Source organism: Sorangium sp. So ce448, from assembly GCF_051520915.1.
In the GTDB taxonomy this organism is placed as follows: Bacteria; Myxococcota_A; Polyangia; order Polyangiales; family Polyangiaceae; genus Sorangium; species Sorangium cellulosum_B.
Map to the genome: position 1 here is coordinate 5764761 of NZ_CP150343.1, position 20178 is coordinate 5784938.

The following is a 20178-nucleotide window of genomic DNA, read 5'->3' on the forward strand; positions in this document are numbered from 1 at the left end:
GCTCCGCAGCGCGGCGCTAGAGCTTGCCGTGGGTGGCCATCGGCACCCGCCAGGCGACGATCTCGGCGTGCTGCTCGCGGCTGAAGGGCCGCTCGAGGAGCCGCGCGCAGGACTGCCGTGAGCGGAACAGCTCGAGGATGTAGCCCATGCGCTCGGGCAGCGACGCCCAGTCCTCTGCGCCGCAGCCGTGCGTCGTCTGGTCGTGCGCGTTGTACTGGCTCAGGAGGTCGAAGAGCTCGCGATCCTCGATGGTCGCGAGCTCCGCGCAGTGGAGCGGCAAGCCGGGCGGCGCGGGCAAGTCGTGGCCGAGATCGAGGAGCTCGTCCGGCAGGCGCATGGTCATCATTTCCTTCGTGGCCAGCAGACGCCAGACCGCCTGCACCTTCTCGGCCTGCTCGCGGATCACGGACCTGAGCGCCTCGGGCAGGTGCCGTCCGGGGACGCCGATCGAGTCGCCGAGGCAGCGGACGGGCGCGTTGAGCGCCCTCGCGATGTACGGCTGGAGCCGCACCTGCTCGTGCAGCCCGACGAGCGCGTTGGCGAGGAGGACCAGCTCCGCTTTCCTGTCCTTCTCCTCCGTGAGCATCGCCTCGTGGTAGCGCGCCACGGCGCTGCGGAGCAGCCCCTGCCCCCCCTCCCGAGACTGCCCCGCCTGCAGCCCGTCGAGCAGGGCGGCGAGCTGCGCGTCGCCGGGCCGAGGGCACTCTCGATAGAGGTGGATCATGCGGACGAACAGGGGTCCGAGCTCCTCGAAGACCTTGAGGTTGCCGAGGGCGATGTCCGCGCTCAGCTCGCGCAAGATCCGCTCTGGGATCTCCATCAGATCGAGTCCATGCCCCCACCAGGGTGTGAGCAGGTTGACGCCGCTGACGAGCGGCGAGCGCTCGGGCTCGCCCTTGCCGCGCCCCGTCGTGATGCCGGCGCGCTGCGAGATCACCTCCCGCTCGTCCTCGTCCGAGAGGATCAGCTGCCGGAGCACCGCCGGCACCTCCTCGTTGCGGATGAACCGCCCCGCGGTCTTCGAGGCCCACGTGGCGAAGGTGCACCAGTGGGCGTTGCGTCCACCGAGCAGCTTCACGAGCTCCGCGGAGATCTCGTAGTAGCACTGGGTGATGAGCAGGTTGCGCAGCACCGGCTGCCGCTCCAGCGCGATGACCGCCGGCACGTGGTCGAGCAGCGAAGGCAGCTCGGACACCTCCGAGAACCGCACGCCGGAGTGCGTCCTCGCGGTGGTCCGCGTCGCGCGCTCCACGACGCCGCTCCGCGTCCCCCGGAGCGCCTGCGCCTCCGCGGGCGACGAGTGGGAGGGCCGATAGACACCATCCTGGAAATGGCCGGTGTGCTCGCTCGCCGGTACCGCAGCCATCAGCGGCTTCACAGGGGTCGTCATTCTCCCGTGCTATCTCCGATCGCTACCAGCTGTCCATACCTGTCCATGAGTTCATGTTGAAAAAGGCCGGCTGGCGCGCGGGGTGCTGAACATGTGACGCCGGTTACACGCCGGCATGTTCAGCGGCGTTCGGGCACGCTTGGGCACGCTCGGCCGCGTTCGGCCGCGTTCGGCCGATTCAACAAGCGCCAGCGGGCCTCACGGCTGCTGCGGTGGCGCGAACGGCGGGAGCGGCGGGGGGGCCCCGGTCGCCACGGCGCTTCCGCCGCTTCCGCCCCGCGGCCAGGTCGTGACGCTCACCCGACGCTCTCGGCCGAAGGTCCGCGCGACCACGGCGCGCACGTCGGCCGGCTCGACCTCCTCGAGCGCGCGGAGCAGCCTCGGCAGGCTGGCTGGGTCGAGCGCAGCCCGCAGCCGCAGATCGGTGATCGGCCGAGGAGACGCGGGCGGCGGCGCGACCGTCGCGCGTCGGGTGAGCTCTCTCTCGAGATCCAGCTTGAGCAAGGCCTTCGCGAGGGCCAGCTCCTTCCAGGTGGGCCCGGACGTCGCGAGCGACGCGAGCTCGGCGTCGAGGCGCTGCTCCAGCTCGGCTGCGCTGCGCGACGGCGCGGGCGTGAGCTCCACCGCCGCGACGCTCGCCTGCGCGCCGAGCGACAGGCGCCCCGTCACCTCCGACGCGAGCTGCCCCTCGGTCACGAGGGCCTTCGCGAGCCGCGCGATGCGCGGGCTGACGAGGATCTCCATCGCCACCCGGAGCGGCGCCTCGTCCGTGCCTCCCTCCGGCGGCGCGATCCAGCCATAGAGCAGCCGCGGCGCCGGCACCGCGTCCTCGATGACGATCCGCTCCTCGCGCGGATGCGGCCCGATCGGCCGCTCCGGCTCCTCGACGGCGCGCTGGAGCGAGCGCGCGAGCGCCTGCTCGACCGCCGCGCGGGAGACGTCGCCCGAGAGCGCGATCGTCGCCTGGGCCGCGGCGCGCTCGCGCCGGAGCGACTCGGTGAGCAGGAGCTCGCTCGCCGCCGCTGCGTCGCCGCGCGCGCCTATCAAGGTGCCCTCCAGCGGGTGGCCGGCGGGGAACAGCGCGTCCCCGAGCGCCAGCCACGAGGGGCCGTACGGCGCCCGCTCGAGCGCGCGCCGCGAGGCCGCGCTGGCCTGCCGCCTGAGCTCGGCCACGCGCGCGTCGCTCGCCTCGCCGAGCAGCATCTTGAGCCGCGCGGCGACCAGGTCGATGCCGACGTCGAGATCCCGCGGAGGCACGGTGATCGCGACGCGCGCCTCGCTGGCGAGCGCGGGCCCCGCCGCCCCGGCGTCGCTCGCGGGCCGCGCCGGGACGGCGACGGCCGCGCTGATCGAGACGAGCGGCGCCGCGGGATCTTCCCGGAAGTCGACCGCGATGCCGTTCGGGAGGCGGAAGCGCTGCACCTGCTCCTGGCCGATGCCCGCGAGGAGCCCGATCTGCTTCTCGATCGCCGCCTCGCGCCCCTTGAGGGCGCGGCGCGCGCTCGGGCCTCCGACGTCGTCGAAAGGCGACGCCGGGACGAGGCGCCCGCTCCGGACGCCGAGCGGGTCGTCCTCGAAGGCAGGACGAAAGCCGACGCCGCCGCCGATCATCACGATCGGGAGCCTCGCATCGAGCGCCTCCGGGTTGCCGAGGAGCGGCATGGGCGCCGGCGCCTGGCCGGGCGGGGTGAAGAGGGGGAGCCGGTTCCGACCGAGCGACACGGGGCGGGGCGGCAGCGACGCGCCATCCAGCGCGAGCTCGCCGATCGCGGCGCCCCGCGGCAGCCCAGCGCTCGCGCCGTCGCCCTCGTCCTCGTCGAGCTCCTCGTGGTCGAGGTACGCGGGGAAGAGGGCCATGGCGCGCGCGACGCGATCGGCGGGCAGCGAGATCAGGTGGTCGACGCGGCCGGGCGGGACACGGTCGCGCAGGAGCTCGGGGTTGTGCTCGCGCAGCACGGCCGTCGAGATGCCCGCGGCGCGCGCGATCGTGCGGAGCCGCGTCCCCGGCGGCACCGCGACCTCGCCGAGGTCGAGCGGCGGGAGAGGCGCGACGTCGGGCAGGTCCAGCCCGAAGCGGCCGCGGTTCGCCGCGACGATCGCGAAGGCGATGATCTGCGGCACGTAGTCCGCGGTCTCCTTGGGGATGGCGCCGGCCTGCGAGAGCTCCGCGAGCCCGATGGGCCCGCGGGCCTCGGGATCGCGCGCCGCAGCGACCTTCGACAGCGCGCGGAGGACGCCATCGTGGCCGACGTTGTACGCCGCCAGCGCGAGGTCCCAGCGGCCGAAGCGCTCGTACAGGTCGCGCAGGTGCGCGGTCGCGGCGTCCGTGGCCCGCGTGATGCCCATGCGGGCGTCGATCCACTCGGACTGCTCCAGGCCGTAGGCCGCGCCCGTCCTCGGCATGAACTGCCAGAGCCCCGCCGCGCCGGCCGGCGAGACCGCCCGCGGGTCGAAGCCGCTCTCGATCGCCGCGACCCAGAGCAGATCCTCCGGGAGGCCCGCCTCGCGGAGCGAGCGCTCGATGATCTCGCGGTACGCGCCGGCGCGCCGGAAGCGCCGCTGGAAGAGGGCGCGCCCCTCGTCGGACTGGGCGAAGAAGCGGACGAACCGCATCGTGCGGCGCGTGAGGGGCACGTCGAGGTCCGGCATCGCCAGCGTGGCCAGCACCGCCCCGTCGGGGTCCTCGAGATCCTCGTCCGCCGCGGGCTGGAACTCGTGCACGAGGAGCGCCGTGAGGGCGGGCGGCGCGTCGCCAGCGGGCGGAGGGCAGGCGTCGGCCGTCGGCGCGAGGGCGGGCGCGCGATCGAGCAGGCTGGGATCACGGAAGGCGCGGTACGCCGCCGCGAAGGACGCGCGCACCGATGTCGCCTGGCCGACGGCCGCGCCCGAGATGCAGAGCAGCGCGCCGAGCCCGGTCCACAGAGCGGCTCGCCGTGCCCAGCTCATCGACGTGGATCTTGCTCCGAAACCGCCCGCCAGCGCTACGGCAAAGCGCGGAGACAACGGCGGCGCCGTGGGTTGCTCGACATCACCATGCTTCCCTGCGCGCCCCGGCGCGCCCGCGGTTTCCCGCGATGTTCCCGCCCGAATTCCTCGGCGATCTCCGCCGGCGCCGCGCCCCGCGCCTGCCCGGGGCCGACGGCCCTCGCTGCGACCAGCACTAGCCGCCCGCGTCCGGGCGAGCTAGCAAGCATCGGCGATGCGCTCGTCTCCAGCAGGCCCCCCTTCAGAGAAGAGCTCTCGGCTGGGCGAGGTGCTCGACTTCATGAAGCTCCTGTGGGCGGTCGATCACGGCCTGCAGTCGACGTCGAAGCGCATGGAGGCGAAGATGGGCGTGACGGGCCCGCAGCGGCTCGTCATCCGCATCGTCGGGCGCTACCCGGGGATCTCCGCCGGGCAGCTCGCCGAGATCATGCAGCTGCACCCGAGCACCCTCACGGGGGTGCTGAAGCGGCTGCAAGAGCGCGGGATCATCGAGCGCCGGGTCGACCCGAAGGACGGGCGCCGCGCGCTCCTGGGCCTCACCGCGCGCGGACGCGAGCTCGACAGCCTCCGCACAGGCACAGTGGAGGCGGCCGTGCGACAGGCGCTGAAGTCGGTGCCGCGACGCAAGCTCGACGCCGCGCAGGACGTGCTCGCGGCCGTCGCCGAGGCGCTGCAACCGCAGCAGGGCGACGAGTAGCGCCGCCGGTCGGATCCGCGCGCGCGGCGCGCGATCCAGTCAGGGCAGCGCCGATCGGAGAATGCCTGCAGGCGCGTACGGCGCTGGAGCCGCGGCGCGCTGAGCGAACGGCGCTTCGCGGCCCGAAGCTCGGCGCACGCCGCGTGATCTGCGTGAAGCGCAGGGCTGGGCCGCGACCCGCGGCCCCTCCGGACATCGAACAGAGAAACGGCGGTCGTCCCGCACGGCGATCCGCGCCTCGCCGTCTCCGAGACGGAGGACGTCGCCGCGCCGGACCCGTGAATCGAGGCACTCGGTGCGATCTCCGCGCGGCGCGCGCCGCGCCGAGCGCCTCCCATCAGCACGACGGGGGAACCATGAGGCACTGGGTTCTTGGCTCGATCAGCGCGGCGATCATCGCGGCGTCATGGGGCTGCGGCTCCGGAGAGCGAGGCGGGCAAGCAGACACGGGAGGCGGAGGGCACGCGGCGGGAGGCGGAGGGACCGGGAGCCATTCCGCGGCCTGCACGATCGCGGCGGAGGGCCTGAAGGTGAGCAGCGGCCGCGGGATCACGCCATCGATCGCGTGGACCGGGGCGGGCTTCGCCATCGCGTGGCACGAGCGCGCAGCCGACGAGGGCGACATCCTCCTCGCCACGCTCGACGCGGAGGGCAACAAGCTGCGGGAGGAGGTGATCGATGACGGGCCGGGCGTCTCCAGCCACCCGAGCGTTCACCGCGACGGGCAGGGCCTGCTCGTCCTCTGGCAGGATGAGGACGGCGCGGGCAGCGTCGTGCGCGGCCGCCGCGCGACGCTGGAAGGCGCCGCCGAAGGCGCGGCCTTCGATCTGGCCAGGAGCGGAGCGGCCGAGTCCTGGCCCACCGCGGCGGCGAGCCAGGACGGGACGCTCGTCGCGTGGATGGACGCGGGCGGGTCGCAGCTCGGCCACCTCGACGGCGGCGCGCTGAGCAACTCGACGCCGCTGGCTCAGGCGCAATTTCCGGCCGTCGCCTCGGACGGCGAGAAGACCGCGGTGGTCTGGACCCAGGGCGACGCGCTCGACTTCGCCAGGCCGGGCCAGGAGAGCGCTCCGCTCGATCCGATCGCGCACCAGGGCGTCACGGCGAAGCTGCCGCGCGTCGTGCTCGGCGGGGACGACGCCTTTCTCGTCTGGGAGGACACCCGCAGCGGCGCGGAGCAGATCCGCGCGCTCCGGATCTCCGCGCAGGACGATGTGTCGCCCGAGGCCATCGTCTCGGGAGGCGAAGGCAGCGCCAACTGGCCGGCGCTCGCGTGGACAGGGCACGGCCTTGCCGTCGCGTACTACCAGTTCCGCGACGGTCCCCCGGGGGTCTTCGTCACGCTGCTGAGCCGGGACCTCGAGCCCATGGGCGACGAGATCGAGGCGAGCGGCAGCGCGACCGCCCGGTACCCGGCGCTGGCCTGGACGGGCCAGGAGCTCGGTATCGCCTACACGGAGCAAGACCAGGGCATCCGGCTCTCGCGCGCCAGTTGCCCCTAGCTCCGCCCGCCCACGCGGCGCGATCCGCCGCGCCGTTCACCGCATCCCACCCGCACGGGCCGCGCTCGGGGACGCGGCCAGGCCGCCCGCGACGGCGCGAGATCATCGCTCGCAGCAGCGCAGCCCGATCGCCCGCGGCGATGCGCCCGCGCCGCCTGACGCGGCCCCGGATCGAACCCTGCAACCGCCTCGGCGTGGCCGTCCTCCCCTGCGCCTTTGCGATCCTAATCTGCACAGCCGTGCTCGGCGCCTACGCCGTGCGCGTCGCGCGCCGCGGCCGACCCGCGATGCCGCGGCTCGGCGCCTCTCCCGGGAGCGCGCTGCTCCCCGGGCCGGTTGTCGAGGCCTTCTACTGGTCGTTCCACGCCCCCGCGCGCGCGCTCGTGCGCCTCGGCGTCTCGCCGGACGCGCTCACCTACCTCTCGCTCGGCCTGTCGCTCGCCTGCGCGCCGCTGCTCGCGGCCGGCCGCTTCCGGTCGGGCGCCGCGCTGCTCATCGCCGGCGCCGTCCTCGACGCGCTCGACGGCATGGTGGCGCGCGAAGGCGGCAAGGCGTCGCGCGCCGGCGCGGTGCTCGACTCGTGCCTCGACCGCCTGTCCGACGCCGCGCCGCTCATCGGCCTCGCGGTCTTCTACCGAGAGCACCCCGCGGCGCTCGCGATCCCGCTCGTCGCGATGGTCGCCTCGTCGCTCGTGAGCTACGCGCGCGCCAAGGCCGACGCCTACCGGATCTCGCTGCCCGACGGGCTGATGCGCCGGCACGAGCGGCTCGCCTACCTCGTCGCGGCGCTCGTCTTCGGTCCGGCCGTGCCGACCACGCGGCTGACCGGCGCCCTCCCCTTCCCCATCACGATCGCCTGTCTCGCGCTCGTGGCAGGCGTCGGCCTCGCCGCGGGCCTGCGGCTCGTGCAGCGCACGCGCGCCGCCCTCGCGGCGGCCGACGCGGCGGCGCTGCGCGAGCCGAGGACGACCGCGCGCTCCGGTGGAGAGCACCCGCGCTTGCTCCGCGGCGGAAAGGCCACGAGCGCGCCGCTGTGACGCCGGCCAGGGCGGCGCGGCTCAGGCGGGCGGCGCCTTGCCGCCGCTCGCCGAGGCGTCGGGCTCCCAGAGGAGCTCCGGCGTGCCGAGGAGCGCGGCCGCCCAGCGGCTCCAGACGAAGAGCGCGTCGCTCAGGCGGTTCAGGTAGCGGACCGCGTGCGGATCGGCGTGGCCAGCCTGGGCGAGGCGCACGCAGCAGCGCTCCGCGCGGCGGCACACCGTCCGCGCCACGTGGAGGTCCGTGTTGAGCCGCGAGCCGCCGGGGAGGACGAACGAGCGCAGCGGCGGCAGATCGGCCTGGCAGCCGTCCATCTCGGCCTCGAGGAGATCGATCTCGGCCTGCGTCACGCGCGGCTGCTTCGGGTGGACGTCCTCCGGGAGCGTCGCGAGGATCGACCCGAGGTTGAAGAGCTCGTGCTGGACGCGGAGCAGCGTGCGCCCGAGCTCCGCGAGGCCCTGGGCGCCCTCGCTCGGCGCCCCCGGGAGCAGCTCGATCAACGTCTGCCGCGCGGCGCCCACGAGCGCGTTGAGCTCGTCGACGGTGCCGTAGGTCTCGATCCGCGCGTCGTCCTTCGGGACGAGCTGCCCGCCGACGAGCCGGGTCAGCCCGCCGTCCCCCTGCCGCGTGTAGACGCGGTTGATCGTGATCCTCGGCGCCTTGAAGACGCGCGCGCCGCCGCTCTCCCCGGCGGCCGGCTCGTGGTCACCCGTCCCGCGCGTATCGTCGTCGCTCACGGGGAGCTCACGTAAGGCGTCAGCGCACGAGGGTCAAGAAACGCCGCTGGTGGCGATGTTGACGATCCTCCGGGGGAAGTGGAACAGTCCTGTCCTATGCGCTCAGCAGGGCCGCTGCTCCGTCATCCCGTCTCCATCGCCCTCGTCCTCGCCGCGATCCCCGTCGCGGCGGGCTGCGCCGCCGAGCCGGCCGCGCGACCGGCGCCGAAGCCCGCCGTCACGGCGGAGATGGCGCGCATCGCGGAGAGCCAGCGCCGCGTCGACGAGGCGAGCCGCGCGCTATCCGACAAGCGGTACGCCGACGCCCGCGGGCTGCTCGACAAGGCGAGCGGGCTCGGCGTCGACTCGCACCGGTACCAGATCGGCGAGCTGCGCGAGAAGGTCGACAGGCGCGAGGCGAAGGTCTGGGCCGGCGACGCCGCCGAGCTGCTCGACAAGAAGGAGTGCGAGGCCGCGTTCCACGAGCTGTCGGCGCGGATCGACGAGCTGAAGAGCGAGGCGTTCACCCACGAGGTCCGGCGGCTCGTGGCGTCGCAGGCCGCGGCGTGCGCGAGCAGGAAGGTCGACGACGCGACCATCGCCGGCAAGCTCGCGGAGGCGCGCGCGTTCCTCGCGGCCCCGCCGACGAGGGCGGTCCTCGGCGACGCCGCCACGGACCGGCTCACCGCGGAGCTCGACGCCACCATCGCCGAGGTCCTCTATGGCCAGGTCGAGGCGGACGTCTCGGCCGGACGCTGGGCCAGCGTGGTCGAGAAGATCGACGCCGCCGTGAAGCGTGGAGACACCTCCGACGAGCAAGGGCGCGCGATCCTCGGGCGGGTCCGCGCGGCCGCGGCGCCACGGCTGGCCGAGCTCGCCGGCAGGGCGCTCGGCACCCAGAACGCCGAAGCCACGCTCGAACAGCTCGACGCCACCATCGCGCTCCTGCGCTGGGAGGCGCTCGCGCCCGACGGGGCCGAGCTGCCAGGGAGCGGCGCGCTGCCCGAGACGCTCGCGCGGAAGCGCGCCGCCCTCGCGGCGTGGGTCGAGGCGCGGAAGGTCCGGATGAAGCCCATGAAGAAGCCGGAAAAGCGCTGGTCTCACGGCACCGTCGCGGTCTCGCCCGCGTCGGACAGCGACGGCGAGCCGACGCGCAGCCTCCTGCCCTCGACGCCCGTGTGGGTCATCGGCCAGACCAAGGATCGCGCGCTGGTGACCGAGGTCGACCCCGGCACGGCCGTGGTCACGGCGGCGTTCGACGTCGCGATCGGGTGGGTGCCGCTGCCGCGCCTCGCCCAGGAGCCGACCGTCGACTGGCTGCCGCCGAACGACCAGCTGAAGGGCGAGCGCGTGTGGGGCCCGCTCCGGGAGAAGCAGCCGACGCTCGAGCTCGGCGTGGTGAGCGACGTCCAGGGAGCCGACATCACCGTCCGGCGGCTCGCCGACGACGCCGAGATCAAGCTGCCGCGCAAGCAGCTCCGCAGCGGGCGCCTCGCCCCGGGCACCAAGGTGCTCGCGCTCTGCAAGTCGGAGAACGAGCCGGCGACGATCATCGACGTGCCGCCCGCAGGCCGCGTCGCGCGCATCGAGTGCGAGGGGGGCATGCAGAAGGAGGAGCCCCTCGCCTCGCTCCGATCGCGGCCCGATCTCTTGCCCCGCAGCCGCTAGCGCCGCCCCGGCGGAGCCCAGCCCTCCGGCCGCCGCCGAGCGGCTGGCTGCGCCGCGCCGGCAGGCCGAGCCGACGCGCCTCACGTCTGTCGACAGGCGCGGCGCTCGCTCTGCCCGCGTGGCCACAATTCTCGACCGCCGGCCGTCCGTCGTTGACTCGTAGCGCCGGGCACCTAAGTCTCTCCATCCCTGAGGAGCCACGATGCCCACGACCTATAGCGACCTCATCTCCGACGTCCGCAAGTCCATCCGCGAGCTCTCGCTGACTGAGCTCAAGCGCCGCCTCGACGACAAGGTCCCGATGGTGCTGCTGGATGTGCGTGAGAAGGAGGAGTACCGCGCCGGCTTCATCCCGGGCGCGATCTCGATCCCGCGAGGCTTTCTGGAGATCCAAGTCGAGCAGAAGCTGCCGGACAAGTCGGCCCACATCGTGGCCTATTGCGCCGGCGGCACGCGCTCGGCGCTCGCCGCGAAGACGCTCCAGGAGCTCGGCTACACCAACGTGGAGAGCGCCAACCCGGGCTTCTCCCGCTGGAAGGACATGGCCTACCCGGTCGAGATGCCGCCCAACCTCACGGACGCGCAGCGGGATCGGTACTCCCGGCACCTGCTCCTGCCCGAGGTCGGCGAGGCGGGGCAGGCCAAGCTGCTCGCCTCCAAGGTGCTCCTGCTGGGCGCCGGCGGCCTCGGCAGCCCGGCGGCCCTCTACCTGGCCGCCGCCGGCGTGGGGACGCTCGGCCTCGTCGACGCCGACGTCGTCGACAACTCGAACCTCCAGCGGCAGATCCTCCACGCGACCTCGCGCGTGGGCAAGCCCAAGGTCGACAGCGCCGAGATCGCGATCCGCGACCTGAACCCCGACGTGAAGGTCGTGAAGTTCCAGGAGCGCGTCGACAGCGGCAACGTCGACCGCATCTTCGATCAGTTCGACATCATCGTCGACGGGTGCGACAATTTCCCGACGCGTTACCTCGTGAACGACGCCTCGGTCTTCAAGAAGAAGCCGGTCGTGCACGGCTCGATCTTCCGCTTCGAGGGCCAGGTGACGACGTTCATGCCGGGCGTCGGCCCCTGCTACCGGTGCCTCTACCCCGAGCCGCCGCCCGCCCACCTCGCGCCGAGCTGCCAGGAGGCGGGCGTGCTCGGGATCCTGCCGGGGACCATCGGCATGATCCAGGCGACCGAGGCGGTGAAGCTGATCCTCGGCAAGGGGGCGCCCCTCATCGGCCGGCTCCTCACCTACGACTCGCTGCGGATGAAGTTCGGCGAGCTCAAGCTGCGCCGCGACAAGAACTGCCCCGTCTGCGGCGAGTCGCCGACCATCACGAGCTACATCGACTACGAAGGCTTCTGCACGCTCGGCTGAGCGGACACGCCACGCGCGGCGCGCTCGGCGACGAGCGCCCCCGCGGCCGGGCGCGCACGACGACGACCAGGACCACGTCCACGACGACGAGCGCCCGCGCCGCGCGGCCGGGCGCTCCGCCGTGTCACGAGGGGTACTGGAGCACCGTGGCCTTCTCGGGCCGCTCGATCGCCTCCACGCGGCTCGTCACGATCTGCCGCTCCATTCCCTCGTGATCCATCTGGGTGAAATAGATGGGGCTGCCGACGCGCGCGTTCTGCGGCTCCGGGATCACGACGCCGTTCGGGTTGATCCGAACCGCGCCCTGGAGCTTCAGGTGCAGCGCGAGGTGGGCTGGCCTGAACTTGCGCGCGGCCCGATCGCGGACCGCGACGCAGATGTCGTCGCGGACGTGATACTCCGTGTTGCGGGTGATGAAGACCCGGTGCTTGCGGCGCTCCGTGCCGGTGTAGTCCATGCTCGCTCCTTCGCGCCCTTCGGCGCGGGACCCATCGTGGCAAGGCGCGCCGCGCGTGGCCAAATTCGTCGCGGCCGCGCGGCCCCGGCGTCCCGCACGAAATCAGGTGCCGCAGCAACTTTGTGCGAATCTCCGCGCGCTTTTGGGATGCAGCGCGCAGCGGTGCCACGATCGCGATCGCCATGTCGCGCAGCGAGCGTCTACCCGGTCCCGGTCTGGCGAAGGTCCAGCGTCCACCGCTCCTCCAGCGGAGGCACATCGAGCTCGTGACCTGCTCGGCGGGGCGCATCCACGCGCTGTTCGACAGCGCCGACGTGCTGAGCGAGGGCAGCACCCGCGACGAGGGGGGCGCGCTCGTTTACTACGGATCGACCAGCCTGCACGTCGCGCTGCCGCCGGACGCGCCGCCGGCGGCGCGGCTCGATCGGGCGCTCGCGCTCGACCCTCACCTCAGGCTGCGGGCGCTCCGCGTGGCGCACCGAGAAGCCACCGCGCGCGCGGGGGGCCCGCTCGGACCGATGCAGGCCGAGATCCGCTGCGGCTTCGCGCCGCACGCCGCGGCGGTCTCGTTCGCGCTGACCGTGGACGTCACGGCGCGCGTGCTGATAACGACGGACAGGACGGCGCGCGCGTGATGGCGATGCAAGGACCTTCCCGACGAGACCGCGACCGCGGGCCGTGCCCCCTTGACGCGCGTGTCCACGTGGAGAACGGGAGCACTCCAGCGCGAGGCGGGGTACGCTCCCCACGACGCGCTCTGCCTCCGCCGATCCTCGGCGCGGAGCCGGTGACGCTGCGATGAGCAACAAGGACCGTTCCGCCTCCGGAAATTCCGACAAGGTGATCCACGTCGTGTTCGGCCCTGGTGGCGGGCGGGTGTCGCAGCCCCCGCCCGCGCCGCAGGCGGGCGCGACGGAGGCGCCGCTCCCTGCACCGGGCGCCCGCGAGCCGGTCACCGACATGTTCACCGGCACCGAGGTCGCGCGGCTGCTCGGCATCTCGCCCGGGCGACTGCGCTCGCTCGATCGCGCCGGCATCGCGGCGCCGAGCGGCCGGCGGCGGGGGCGGCGCGCGTACACGTTCTCGGACCTGATCGCGCTGCGCGCCGCGCGCGACCTGATCGCCCGCAAGGTGCGCCTGCGCGACGTGGCGCGGGCGATCGACAACATCCGGACCGCGCTCCCCAAGGTGACGCGCCCCCTCGCCGAGCTCCGCGTCGCCTTCGACGGCAAGGCGGTCGTGGTCCGGGGCGCGTCGGGCGCGTTCGAGCCGCTCACGGGGCAGATGGTGCTCGACTTCGAGGTGAAGGAGCTGCGCGACGACGTCGTGCGGGTGCTCCGCCCGAAGGTGGGTCGGGAGCGCGCGCGCACGGCCTACGAGCTCTACATGCAGGCCAGCCAGCTCGATGAGGATCCGGCGACGATGGACGAGGCCGAGGCGCTCTACCGTCGCGCGCTCGAGATCGACCCGTGGCTGGCCATCGCCTACACGAACCTCGGCAACATCTGCTTCCGGCGCAACGCCGAGGAGCAGGCGGAGGCGCTTTACATGAAGGCGCTCGATCTCGACGCGGCCCAGCCGGAGGCGCAGTACAACCTCGGCTACGTGATGCTCGAGCGCGGCCAGGCGGCCGACGCCATCCGCTATTTCCAGGGCGCGATCGCGAGCGATCCGCGCTTCGCGGACGCCTATTACAACCTCGCGATGGCCTACGAGCAGATCGGCGATCCGACGAAGGCGCGCCCGTGCTGGCGCAGGTACCTCGAGATCGAGCCGACCGGCACGTGGGCCGAGATCGCGCGCCGGCACCTCTGAGGCGGGCGCGGCGGGCGTCGCCGACGCGCCCGCTACGTGGCAGGTCTTGGCGGTCGGAACCAGCGAGTGAGCGCGAGAGGTTGCACCACCGCGCTCCCATTCAGGAGAGGTGAACGAGATGAGCGACGTGGGATCGGCCCGGCGGGCCAAGGACGAGCTCAAGGCCAAGATCAGCGGCGAGCCGTGGTGTGTCGGCATCGGGGTCGAGCGGGAGGACGGGGTCGGCTTCATCGTCCGCGTCAGCATCCGGTCCGGAGGAGCCGACGCAGCGCGCGCGGTCATCCCGGAGCGCATCGGCGGCGTGCTGATCAAGGTGATCGAGAACGACCCCTGAGCACGGCCGATCCGCGGTCTTCAAATATCGCCAGGCCGCGCAAACCGTGTAAGCTGCGCGCCTCGTGAACGAGCGCAATCTCTCCCGCCGACTTTCCACGAGCATCGTTGACGCGTTGAAGGCGCACGGGCACATCCTCGTGGCCAGGGGCGGCGCGACAGCGCTCGCTCGCGAGCTGGAGGACAAGATGGCTGCGGACATCGCGGCCATCACGCCTCGGCTCGAGCCGTGGGCCCTCGTCGACGGAGAGCCCACGACCACGTTCGGCACCGACGAGATCGACGACCAGGTCGAGGAGCTCGTGGCGAGCCTCACGAGCACGTTGATGGAGTCCGAGCACGTCGAGGACATCTTCACCGAGGACAACGTGATCAAGCGGGATGTCTTCCGCGTGATGCGCGACGCGCTGCTCGGGCCGCGGCCCGAGCTCGCCCTCGAGGACGACGGCCCTGTGCACGTGCGCCTGGACACGCTCGGGTACGTCGCCTCGACGGTCGGCAAGCGCGCGCCGGCGCAGGTGCTGCACGAGTCGCTGACGCGCGCGGCCCAGAGCGCCGGCGGCAAGCTGACGGGCTACGATCCCGAGCTCCGCGAGGCGATATTCTCGCTCGAGAGCAGCGACCCCGACGCGCGGCTCGAGATCGAGGAGGCGGTGGCCGACGAGCTCTCCGATCTCGTCGAGGCGAAGGTGGTGACGCTCCCGATGCTGGAGCGCCGCTTCGAGCTGCAGCGCAGGATCGAGGCCGGGGCGCGCGGCGGTCTGCGCCAGCGGATCGACTCCATCGCCTCGAGGATGCTGCGCGAGGGCGGCTGTGCCGCGTCGTGGGAGCTCGCGGGCGATCGGGTCCTCAAGCTCAAGCTCACGCCGCTGTCCGAGCAGGATGCGCTCGAGGTCGACAGCCACATGACCGACTTCAAGCGGGAGATCGCGGTGGTGCTCGGCGACCCGCTCGACGAGCTCGACGTTGCCCGGAAGCCGGCCGCAGCTCCCCTGCGCAACGACGCCCCGCCGTCGCGACGGCGCGAGCCTGCTCCGGTGGCGGTGGCGGTGGCGGACGAAGACCTCGACGAGGAGGACGAGGGCGAGGACCTCGACGAGGAGGACGAAGACCTCGACGAAGAGGAGGACGAGGACCTCGACGAGGAGGACGGGGGCGAGGACCTCGACGAGGAGGAGGACGAGGACCTCGACGAAGAGGAGGACCAAGACCTCGACGAAGAGGAGGACGAGGATCTCGAGGAGGAGGCGCCCTCCAAGAAGGCCGCTCCGCGTGAGAAGCCCCGCAAGCCGGCCGAGCCGGCGACGGAGCAGCCCGCGGCGAGCAAGCCCAGGCCCGTGGCGGTCCGAGGCGCGAAGAAGGAGCCGGCGAAGAAGCCGGCGGCCGCGACCAAGAAGGCGAGCGCGTCGGCAGAGAAAGCGCCGACCGGGAAGGCCGCGGCGCCGGCCTCCGTGAAGAAGGCGGCGAAGGCGCCCGCCAAGAAGGCGGCGAAGGCGCCCGCCAAGAAGGCGGCGAAGGCACCCGCCAAGAAGGCGGCGGCGAAGAAGCGCTGATCGCGCTCAGCGGGCGCGGTTGCGGTAGACCAGGATCACCGGCACGCCGTCGGGTCCGGCGACGTGATCCGGGCTCGTGGTCCCGAACGCGACCCACGCCTGGTACGCCTGCCCCAGCATGTGCTTCTCGTGGTGGTAGAGGGCGAAGTCCGCGCCCGCGACCGCCCCCACGCCGCGGATGTCCTCTCGCAGGCGCCCCTCGCGCAGCAACATCTCCCACGCCGGGCCAGCGGTGTCGTGGATGTACACAGTCCCTCGGGGTGGGACGTGCTCGTTGAGGTACGCGACGACCGCGCCGGTGGTGTACCCCCAGAAGGTGCGGTTCAGCCCGAGGTTCGCCGCGCCGGGCGCGCCGCCGACCAGCGGCGTGTAGCTCGAGAGCGCCCACGGGTGCGCGTGCAGCGTCTCGGCGATGGGCGCCGCGACCACCGCCGCTCCGAGCAGCGCCGGGACCAGCGGGCCGCGTACGAGCGCGGCCGCGCGCGCGGTGTTCGCGCCGGCGCGCGCGCGGGATCCGCGCGCGCGCCGCGAAAGCAGCAGCGCGCGCAGACCGACGCGCGCGCGCCGCACGGCGGCGGAGAAGGCGGCGCCGGCGAACAGGGCGATGAACGGGTAGGCCGTCATCCAGTGCTTCGTGCCGCCGAAGATCGGCGTGCTCGGGGAGAGCCAGGCGCCGTACACCGCGGCGATGGCGAGGAACCAGAGGAGCGCCGTGCCGCCAGGGTCGTCCGCGGGCCGACGGAGCCGCGCGGCGAGCGCCCGCTCCGCGGCGAGCGCGAGCCGCCCGCCTCCCGGGGCGAGCCGCGCCGCCGCGCACGCGATCGGATGGAGGAGGCGCTCGCGCGCTGCGGCGCAGAGCCCCGCGATGAAGAGGACCAGTGTCACGACGGGGACCGTCGCCGCCGTCATCACGGGCGCGTAGGCCCTCGGCATCGGAGGCGTCCAGTAGTTCCGGCCGAGGAACTCCATGTTGTAGTACTCGTGGTTCAGGTGAAACGACGCGTACTCGCGGAGGCGCGGGAGCGTGTCGCGCCAGATCCACGGCCAGAGCGCGTAGAAGACGAGAGGGCCGATCGTCGCCATCGCGGCGAGCGCGGCCAGAGGCCGCCGGGCGCCTCCGGGCCGCGCAGGCGACGCCGCGGCGGCGGCCGCGGGCGCCGCCCTCGCCGCGAGAGAGCGCGCGACGATCCGGTCCCTGAGCTCCATGCCGACGGCGTGCGAGACGCAGACGATCGGCAAGAACCAGGAGTTGTGCTTCGTGTCGAGCGCGAGGCCGAAGGCGACCCCGGTGAGCACGGGCCACAGCGCCCCGCCGTCCCGCAGCGAGCGCCAGTAGGCGTAGGCGCACAGGGCCCACACGGTCACGATCGGCGCGTCGAAGCACGCGAGGTGCGCCTGGTAGAAGTACCGCGGCAGCATCGCGAAGAGCACGGCCGCGGACGCGCCGGCGAGCCGATCGCGCGCCTGCGTGCCCCAGAGGTACACGAGCGCCACCCCCACGCCCGACAGGACCATCGCGGGGAACCTGTAGCTCGTGCCCTCCATGGCGAAGAGCCCGAGCCGCTTGTGCAGGACGAGGTTGGAGAGCGCGAAGAGCGACTTGATGAGGCCGGGGTGCTCGTGGTTCACCGACCAGGCGGCGTCGACGCTCCGCGGATCGAGCGCCGCGCGCGGCGCGTCGAGGAGCGCCTGGAACCACGCGCCGTAGCGGTTCGCGGCGAAGAAGTAGAAGCCCTCGTCGCGCGCGTAGCCGAGATCGCCCGCGGTCGCGAGCAGCAGGGCGACGTACGCCGCCGCGAACGCGAGCGCGATCAGGCCGTCGGCGGGCGCGAGGGGCGCCGAGCGCTTCATCGGGTGTCCGCCTCGAAGCAGTAGTGGCGGTGCGTGAAGTCGGCGGATCTCACGGCGAACTCCACCTCGGCCCCGGCCGCGCCGGCGTGGGCCGCGAGCGGGAACTCGAACGCCGCCCACCCGTCGCCGTCGGCGTGCGTCGCCTCGCCCACGGTCTCGCCGTTCACGCGCACGGACAGCGTGACCGGCGCGCCCCGCCGCTCCCGCTCGATGATCCAGTACATGCCCGCGTGCCCTCGGATCACCGAGCCGAGCGGGACGCCGCGGAAGCGCGTGACGATCTCGCCGTCCCTCGGCGGGTGGGACCAGATGCACCGGCGAGGGCGGAACTCCTCGTCCGCGATCACCGTGACGCCCACGTTGAAGAACGGGCCGCCTGGGCACTCGAAGCGCTCGGCGGGGAACGTCGGGTTCCCGCCGAGCCCGCCGGCGGCGATCCGCGCGCGCGGGTTCCAGCGGCACGCGGCCGGAGGATCCGTGACGCGCACGTCGGCCGACGCCGGCGCGACGTTGTCGACGAAGTCGTAAACGACGCGCGCGGGCGACGGGTTCACGAGGCGCCGGAGCACGAAGGGGCCGCGCTCCTTCCGCGCCTCCTCGCGGAAGCCCGCGAGCTCCTCGGCGCGCTGGCCGAGGACGCTGATCTCGACCGCGGCCGCGTAGCGGCTCTCGTCGGGCCGGGCGGCGTCGCGCAGAGGCATCAGCTCGTCCCCGAGCGCGCGGCGCGCGGCCGGATCGGCCCATCCAGGCGCGACGACCACGAGGTCCCCCGGCTGCTTCATCGCCGCAAGGGGCGCCCCCACCTCGCGCCAGGCGTCGAAATCCGGAGCTCTTTCGCTGAAGTACACGTGCGCCACGAGCTCTCCGAGGCCGAGCGCCGGCAGGCCGAGGAGGGCGAGCAGGCCGAGGGCGCGGCGCCGGCCGCGCGCGCTCGCCGCCTCGCCCGCGGGCGAGGCGGTCTCGCGGGGTTGCGCCAAGGTCATCCTGGGCCTCTCCTGGCGAGCCGTGGATTCCTGTCGACGGCCTTCGCCACTGGGCTACGGGCCGGACCGCGCGCTCGGATCGGCCAGCGTCTCCGGCCAGATCTGCAGCAGACGAACAACCCGATCCCGCAGAAGACGATACTCGTCGAGGCGTTCTGGCTCCAGGCTCGGCTCTGCGCTGAATCGGATGCCGACGCCATCGATGACCTCGACCAAGGGCAAGGGGGCGCTCGCCAGCCGGCGGCGGAACTCGTCGAGGGCCCCCTCGACGTGCGCACGAGCGACCTGATCGCGCGCGACCACATCAAGGAAGCTTCTTACGCGGTTGCCGCCAGGGCGCAGATCGCAATCGCGCAAGAAAAGCACCCCCGGGAACTCGTCAGCCACCAGCTCGACGCGCGGGTTGTCCCAATCGATGGCGACACCCGCCTCCTCTCCGTGGACGCTGAGGAAGGCGTTGATCCCTTCGCGAGGCGGCGCCGCGGACGCCACACGCTGTGCCGTGAGATACATTAGTTCGCCCTTCGGAACGTAGTGCGCTGGCCCTCAGTGACAGCCCTGTCCTCGAAGATGAAGCGTCGGGCGGCCGGCGGCGCGCCGCTCCGCAGCGCTTCGGGGCGAGCATTCCCTTTCAGGGTCTGCTGCTCGATGTCCAGAGTGACGATGCACTCCCGGAATCTCTTCTTGAGTCGCCCGAGCGCGAGGAGGAATCCGTTCCAGTCGTCCTCGGCGACGTGGGCTCCGAGCTCCATCATCGGGTACATCAGCTGCTCCTCCGCTACGTGCCAACCGAACTCCTGGAGGCACGAGAGGCGCGCATGCGCTACCTCCCACCTCGCGGCCACCGCACCGTCGGCCTCGAGGAGGTCTGCGGCTCGAAACAGGACGTCCGAGTCGATCTCGTCCACCAGATCCAGCACGCGACGCGGCCAGATGCGGGTCAGGCCTCCGCTGTTGACATTGCGGCGCACCAGGTTCGCGTGCGTCATGGCCTTCCGGCCATCCCCGGCGCCCGCGAACGTGGCGAGCGTCAGGTCGCGGCGCTGCGCGGTGGCGTCCGGCGCGCTGTCCAACGCATGGTAAGCGGCGACTGCGCGGGTCGCAGGATCCAGCCGATCCGCCTCGAGCATGTCGTCGCTGTCGTACGGGCGGGGAATGAGCACGTCACGGGTCCCAAGGTCGGCCATGTACGTGAGCCGAGCGAACTCGTCCTCGTGCTCCTGGATACCGCCCCGAGCGAGGAACATCGGCAAATCCTTACGATGCAGGTACTTGCATGTCGTCTGCTCCGGCCGCTCGATGACCGAACCCCACGTCAGGCAAAAGCCGGCGCCCGACCCCAGCGTGAGCCCCTGGGCCGGATTGTGGATGCAGTTGCGACACGAGAACAGATCGGTGCTCATGCCTTCACAAAGTAGTGCCGCACGTGAGGCCGCGCCCACTCCGAAAGCTCTTTGCGAGCGATCCGGGAGACATCGAAGTTCCAGTGGACGAGCGCCTCCCGACGCTTGACCGCGCGCGGGAGCGCCCGGGACGCGAGCTCGCGAGCAGCCGGATCGAGCGAGGCCCTGGTCTCCTCCCGCAAGGTGCTGACCAGGGCGTCATGGGAGATGACGCCGTGCCCATCGTCGTAGATCTTGGGCTGGAGCAGCTGCCAGAGCTGGGGCCCGAAGTCGACGATGGTCGCCGGGTCGCTGCTGAGCGAGGTGAATCGCGTGCGCTTGCCACGCGCATGGACGATGTGCTCCGCGTAGGTCGACGCGTCGGCGAGATTGGGCGGCGTGATGCCGTCAGCTTGGTCGCGGCGGTAGTAGGGCGTCACCGGCT

The 20178-nt window shown here is 72.9% G+C and carries 18 protein-coding genes; 9 read left to right on the forward strand and 9 right to left on the reverse strand.

Features of this window, described 5'->3' with window-relative positions; translation table 11 throughout:
• Positions 1-16: 16 nt before the first annotated feature.
• Both WMF45_RS21730 and WMF45_RS21735 read right to left on the reverse strand, forming a co-directional pair.
• Positions 17-1390 carry a hypothetical protein gene (locus tag WMF45_RS21730; protein WP_437718770.1) on the reverse strand — a complete coding sequence of 458 codons (1374 nt, stop codon included), beginning with the start codon at positions 1388-1390 and terminating at the stop codon, positions 17-19.
• A gap of 198 nt (positions 1391-1588) precedes the next feature.
• Positions 1589-4336, reverse strand: coding sequence for a transglycosylase SLT domain-containing protein (locus WMF45_RS21735; RefSeq protein WP_437718771.1), 2748 nt, complete (start codon positions 4334-4336; stop codon positions 1589-1591).
• A gap of 253 nt (positions 4337-4589) precedes the next feature.
• Between WMF45_RS21735 and WMF45_RS21740 the strand changes: the two genes are divergently transcribed.
• From WMF45_RS21740 to WMF45_RS21750, 3 genes are all read left to right on the forward strand, one after another.
• Complete coding sequence (locus tag WMF45_RS21740) at positions 4590-5072, forward strand: MarR family winged helix-turn-helix transcriptional regulator (protein ID WP_437554343.1); 483 nt, start codon at positions 4590-4592, stop codon at positions 5070-5072.
• A 356-nt stretch (positions 5073-5428) separates the two neighbouring features.
• Positions 5429-6574: a hypothetical protein gene (locus tag WMF45_RS21745; protein WP_437718772.1), complete on the forward strand. Its 1146-nt coding sequence runs from the start codon at positions 5429-5431 to the stop codon at positions 6572-6574.
• A 239-nt stretch (positions 6575-6813) separates the two neighbouring features.
• The gene (locus tag WMF45_RS21750; RefSeq protein ID WP_437718773.1) at positions 6814-7611 is read left to right on the forward strand and encodes a CDP-alcohol phosphatidyltransferase family protein; all 798 of its coding nucleotides are present in this window, start codon (positions 6814-6816) and stop codon (positions 7609-7611) included.
• 21 nt (positions 7612-7632) lie between these two features.
• Here WMF45_RS21750 and WMF45_RS21755 read toward each other — a convergent pair whose 3' ends face one another.
• Positions 7633-8346 (reverse strand): cob(I)yrinic acid a,c-diamide adenosyltransferase, encoded by a 714-nt coding sequence (locus WMF45_RS21755; RefSeq protein WP_437718774.1) that lies wholly within the window; start codon positions 8344-8346, stop codon positions 7633-7635.
• Between the two features lie 96 nt (positions 8347-8442).
• On the opposite strand from WMF45_RS21755, the gene WMF45_RS21760 reads away from it, so the two are divergent.
• Both WMF45_RS21760 and moeB read left to right on the forward strand, forming a co-directional pair.
• Positions 8443-9993, forward strand: a complete 1551-nt coding sequence (locus WMF45_RS21760) for a hypothetical protein (protein WP_437718775.1) — start codon at positions 8443-8445, stop codon at positions 9991-9993.
• A gap of 202 nt (positions 9994-10195) precedes the next feature.
• On the forward strand, positions 10196-11359 hold the full coding sequence (gene moeB, locus WMF45_RS21765) for a molybdopterin-synthase adenylyltransferase MoeB (RefSeq protein WP_437554352.1): 1164 nt from the start codon (positions 10196-10198) through the stop codon (positions 11357-11359).
• Positions 11360-11483: 124 nt separating this feature from the next.
• On the opposite strand, the gene WMF45_RS21770 is transcribed toward moeB, so the two are convergent.
• Entirely contained in the window at positions 11484-11816 is a 333-nt protein-coding gene (locus WMF45_RS21770) for a hypothetical protein (protein ID WP_437718776.1), read from the reverse strand.
• A gap of 182 nt (positions 11817-11998) precedes the next feature.
• Between WMF45_RS21770 and WMF45_RS21775 the strand changes: the two genes are divergently transcribed.
• From WMF45_RS21775 to WMF45_RS21790, 4 genes are all read left to right on the forward strand, one after another.
• Positions 11999-12451, forward strand: a complete 453-nt coding sequence (locus tag WMF45_RS21775; RefSeq protein ID WP_437718777.1) for a hypothetical protein — start codon at positions 11999-12001, stop codon at positions 12449-12451.
• A gap of 163 nt (positions 12452-12614) precedes the next feature.
• Positions 12615-13631 carry a tetratricopeptide repeat protein gene (locus WMF45_RS21780; RefSeq protein ID WP_437554358.1) on the forward strand — a complete coding sequence of 339 codons (1017 nt, stop codon included), beginning with the start codon at positions 12615-12617 and terminating at the stop codon, positions 13629-13631.
• Positions 13632-13749: 118 nt separating this feature from the next.
• A complete protein-coding gene (locus WMF45_RS21785) occupies positions 13750-13965 on the forward strand; it encodes a hypothetical protein (RefSeq protein WP_272099673.1) in 216 nt (71 codons plus the stop codon).
• A 64-nt stretch (positions 13966-14029) separates the two neighbouring features.
• On the forward strand, positions 14030-15517 hold the full coding sequence (locus WMF45_RS21790) for a hypothetical protein (protein WP_437718778.1): 1488 nt from the start codon (positions 14030-14032) through the stop codon (positions 15515-15517).
• Between the two features lie 6 nt (positions 15518-15523).
• Here WMF45_RS21790 and WMF45_RS21795 read toward each other — a convergent pair whose 3' ends face one another.
• Genes WMF45_RS21795 through WMF45_RS21815 form a run of 5 tightly spaced genes read right to left on the reverse strand, consistent with a single transcriptional unit; the run spans position 15524 to position 20173 of the window.
• Positions 15524-17368 carry an ArnT family glycosyltransferase gene (locus tag WMF45_RS21795; protein ID WP_437718779.1) on the reverse strand — a complete coding sequence of 615 codons (1845 nt, stop codon included), beginning with the start codon at positions 17366-17368 and terminating at the stop codon, positions 15524-15526.
• Positions 17365-18351: a hypothetical protein gene (locus WMF45_RS21800; protein ID WP_437718780.1), complete on the reverse strand. Its 987-nt coding sequence runs from the start codon at positions 18349-18351 to the stop codon at positions 17365-17367. Before WMF45_RS21800 ends, WMF45_RS21795 begins: the two co-directional genes overlap by 4 nt.
• A gap of 54 nt (positions 18352-18405) precedes the next feature.
• A complete protein-coding gene (locus WMF45_RS21805) occupies positions 18406-18843 on the reverse strand; it encodes a hypothetical protein (protein WP_437718781.1) in 438 nt (145 codons plus the stop codon).
• Positions 18844-18863: 20 nt separating this feature from the next.
• A complete protein-coding gene (locus WMF45_RS21810) occupies positions 18864-19793 on the reverse strand; it encodes a hypothetical protein (protein ID WP_437718782.1) in 930 nt (309 codons plus the stop codon).
• Complete coding sequence (locus WMF45_RS21815) at positions 19751-20173, reverse strand: hypothetical protein (protein WP_437718783.1); 423 nt, start codon at positions 20171-20173, stop codon at positions 19751-19753. Before WMF45_RS21815 ends, WMF45_RS21810 begins: the two co-directional genes overlap by 43 nt.
• Positions 20174-20178 lie beyond the last annotated feature (5 nt).

Excerpts from the sequence above, each read along its gene's own strand:
- WMF45_RS21785 (WP_272099673.1), top strand. The coding sequence starts at position 13,750 with ATGAGCGACGTGGGATCGGCCCGGCGGGCCAAGGACGAGCTCAAGGCC.
- WMF45_RS21770 (WP_437718776.1), bottom strand. The coding sequence starts at position 11,816 with ATGGACTACACCGGCACGGAGCGCCGCAAGCACCGGGTCTTCATCACC.
- WMF45_RS21760 (WP_437718775.1), top strand. The coding sequence starts at position 8,443 with ATGCGCTCAGCAGGGCCGCTGCTCCGTCATCCCGTCTCCATCGCCCTC.
- WMF45_RS21730 (WP_437718770.1), bottom strand. The coding sequence starts at position 1,390 with ATGACGACCCCTGTGAAGCCGCTGATGGCTGCGGTACCGGCGAGCGAG.
- WMF45_RS21745 (WP_437718772.1), top strand. The coding sequence starts at position 5,429 with ATGAGGCACTGGGTTCTTGGCTCGATCAGCGCGGCGATCATCGCGGCG.
- WMF45_RS21800 (WP_437718780.1), bottom strand. The coding sequence starts at position 18,351 with ATGACCTTGGCGCAACCCCGCGAGACCGCCTCGCCCGCGGGCGAGGCG.
- moeB (WP_437554352.1), top strand. The coding sequence starts at position 10,196 with ATGCCCACGACCTATAGCGACCTCATCTCCGACGTCCGCAAGTCCATC.
- WMF45_RS21735 (WP_437718771.1), bottom strand. The coding sequence starts at position 4,336 with ATGAGCTGGGCACGGCGAGCCGCTCTGTGGACCGGGCTCGGCGCGCTG.
- WMF45_RS21795 (WP_437718779.1), bottom strand. The coding sequence starts at position 17,368 with ATGAAGCGCTCGGCGCCCCTCGCGCCCGCCGACGGCCTGATCGCGCTC.
- WMF45_RS21775 (WP_437718777.1), top strand. The coding sequence starts at position 11,999 with ATGTCGCGCAGCGAGCGTCTACCCGGTCCCGGTCTGGCGAAGGTCCAG.
- WMF45_RS21740 (WP_437554343.1), top strand. The coding sequence starts at position 4,590 with ATGCGCTCGTCTCCAGCAGGCCCCCCTTCAGAGAAGAGCTCTCGGCTG.
- WMF45_RS21780 (WP_437554358.1), top strand. The coding sequence starts at position 12,615 with ATGAGCAACAAGGACCGTTCCGCCTCCGGAAATTCCGACAAGGTGATC.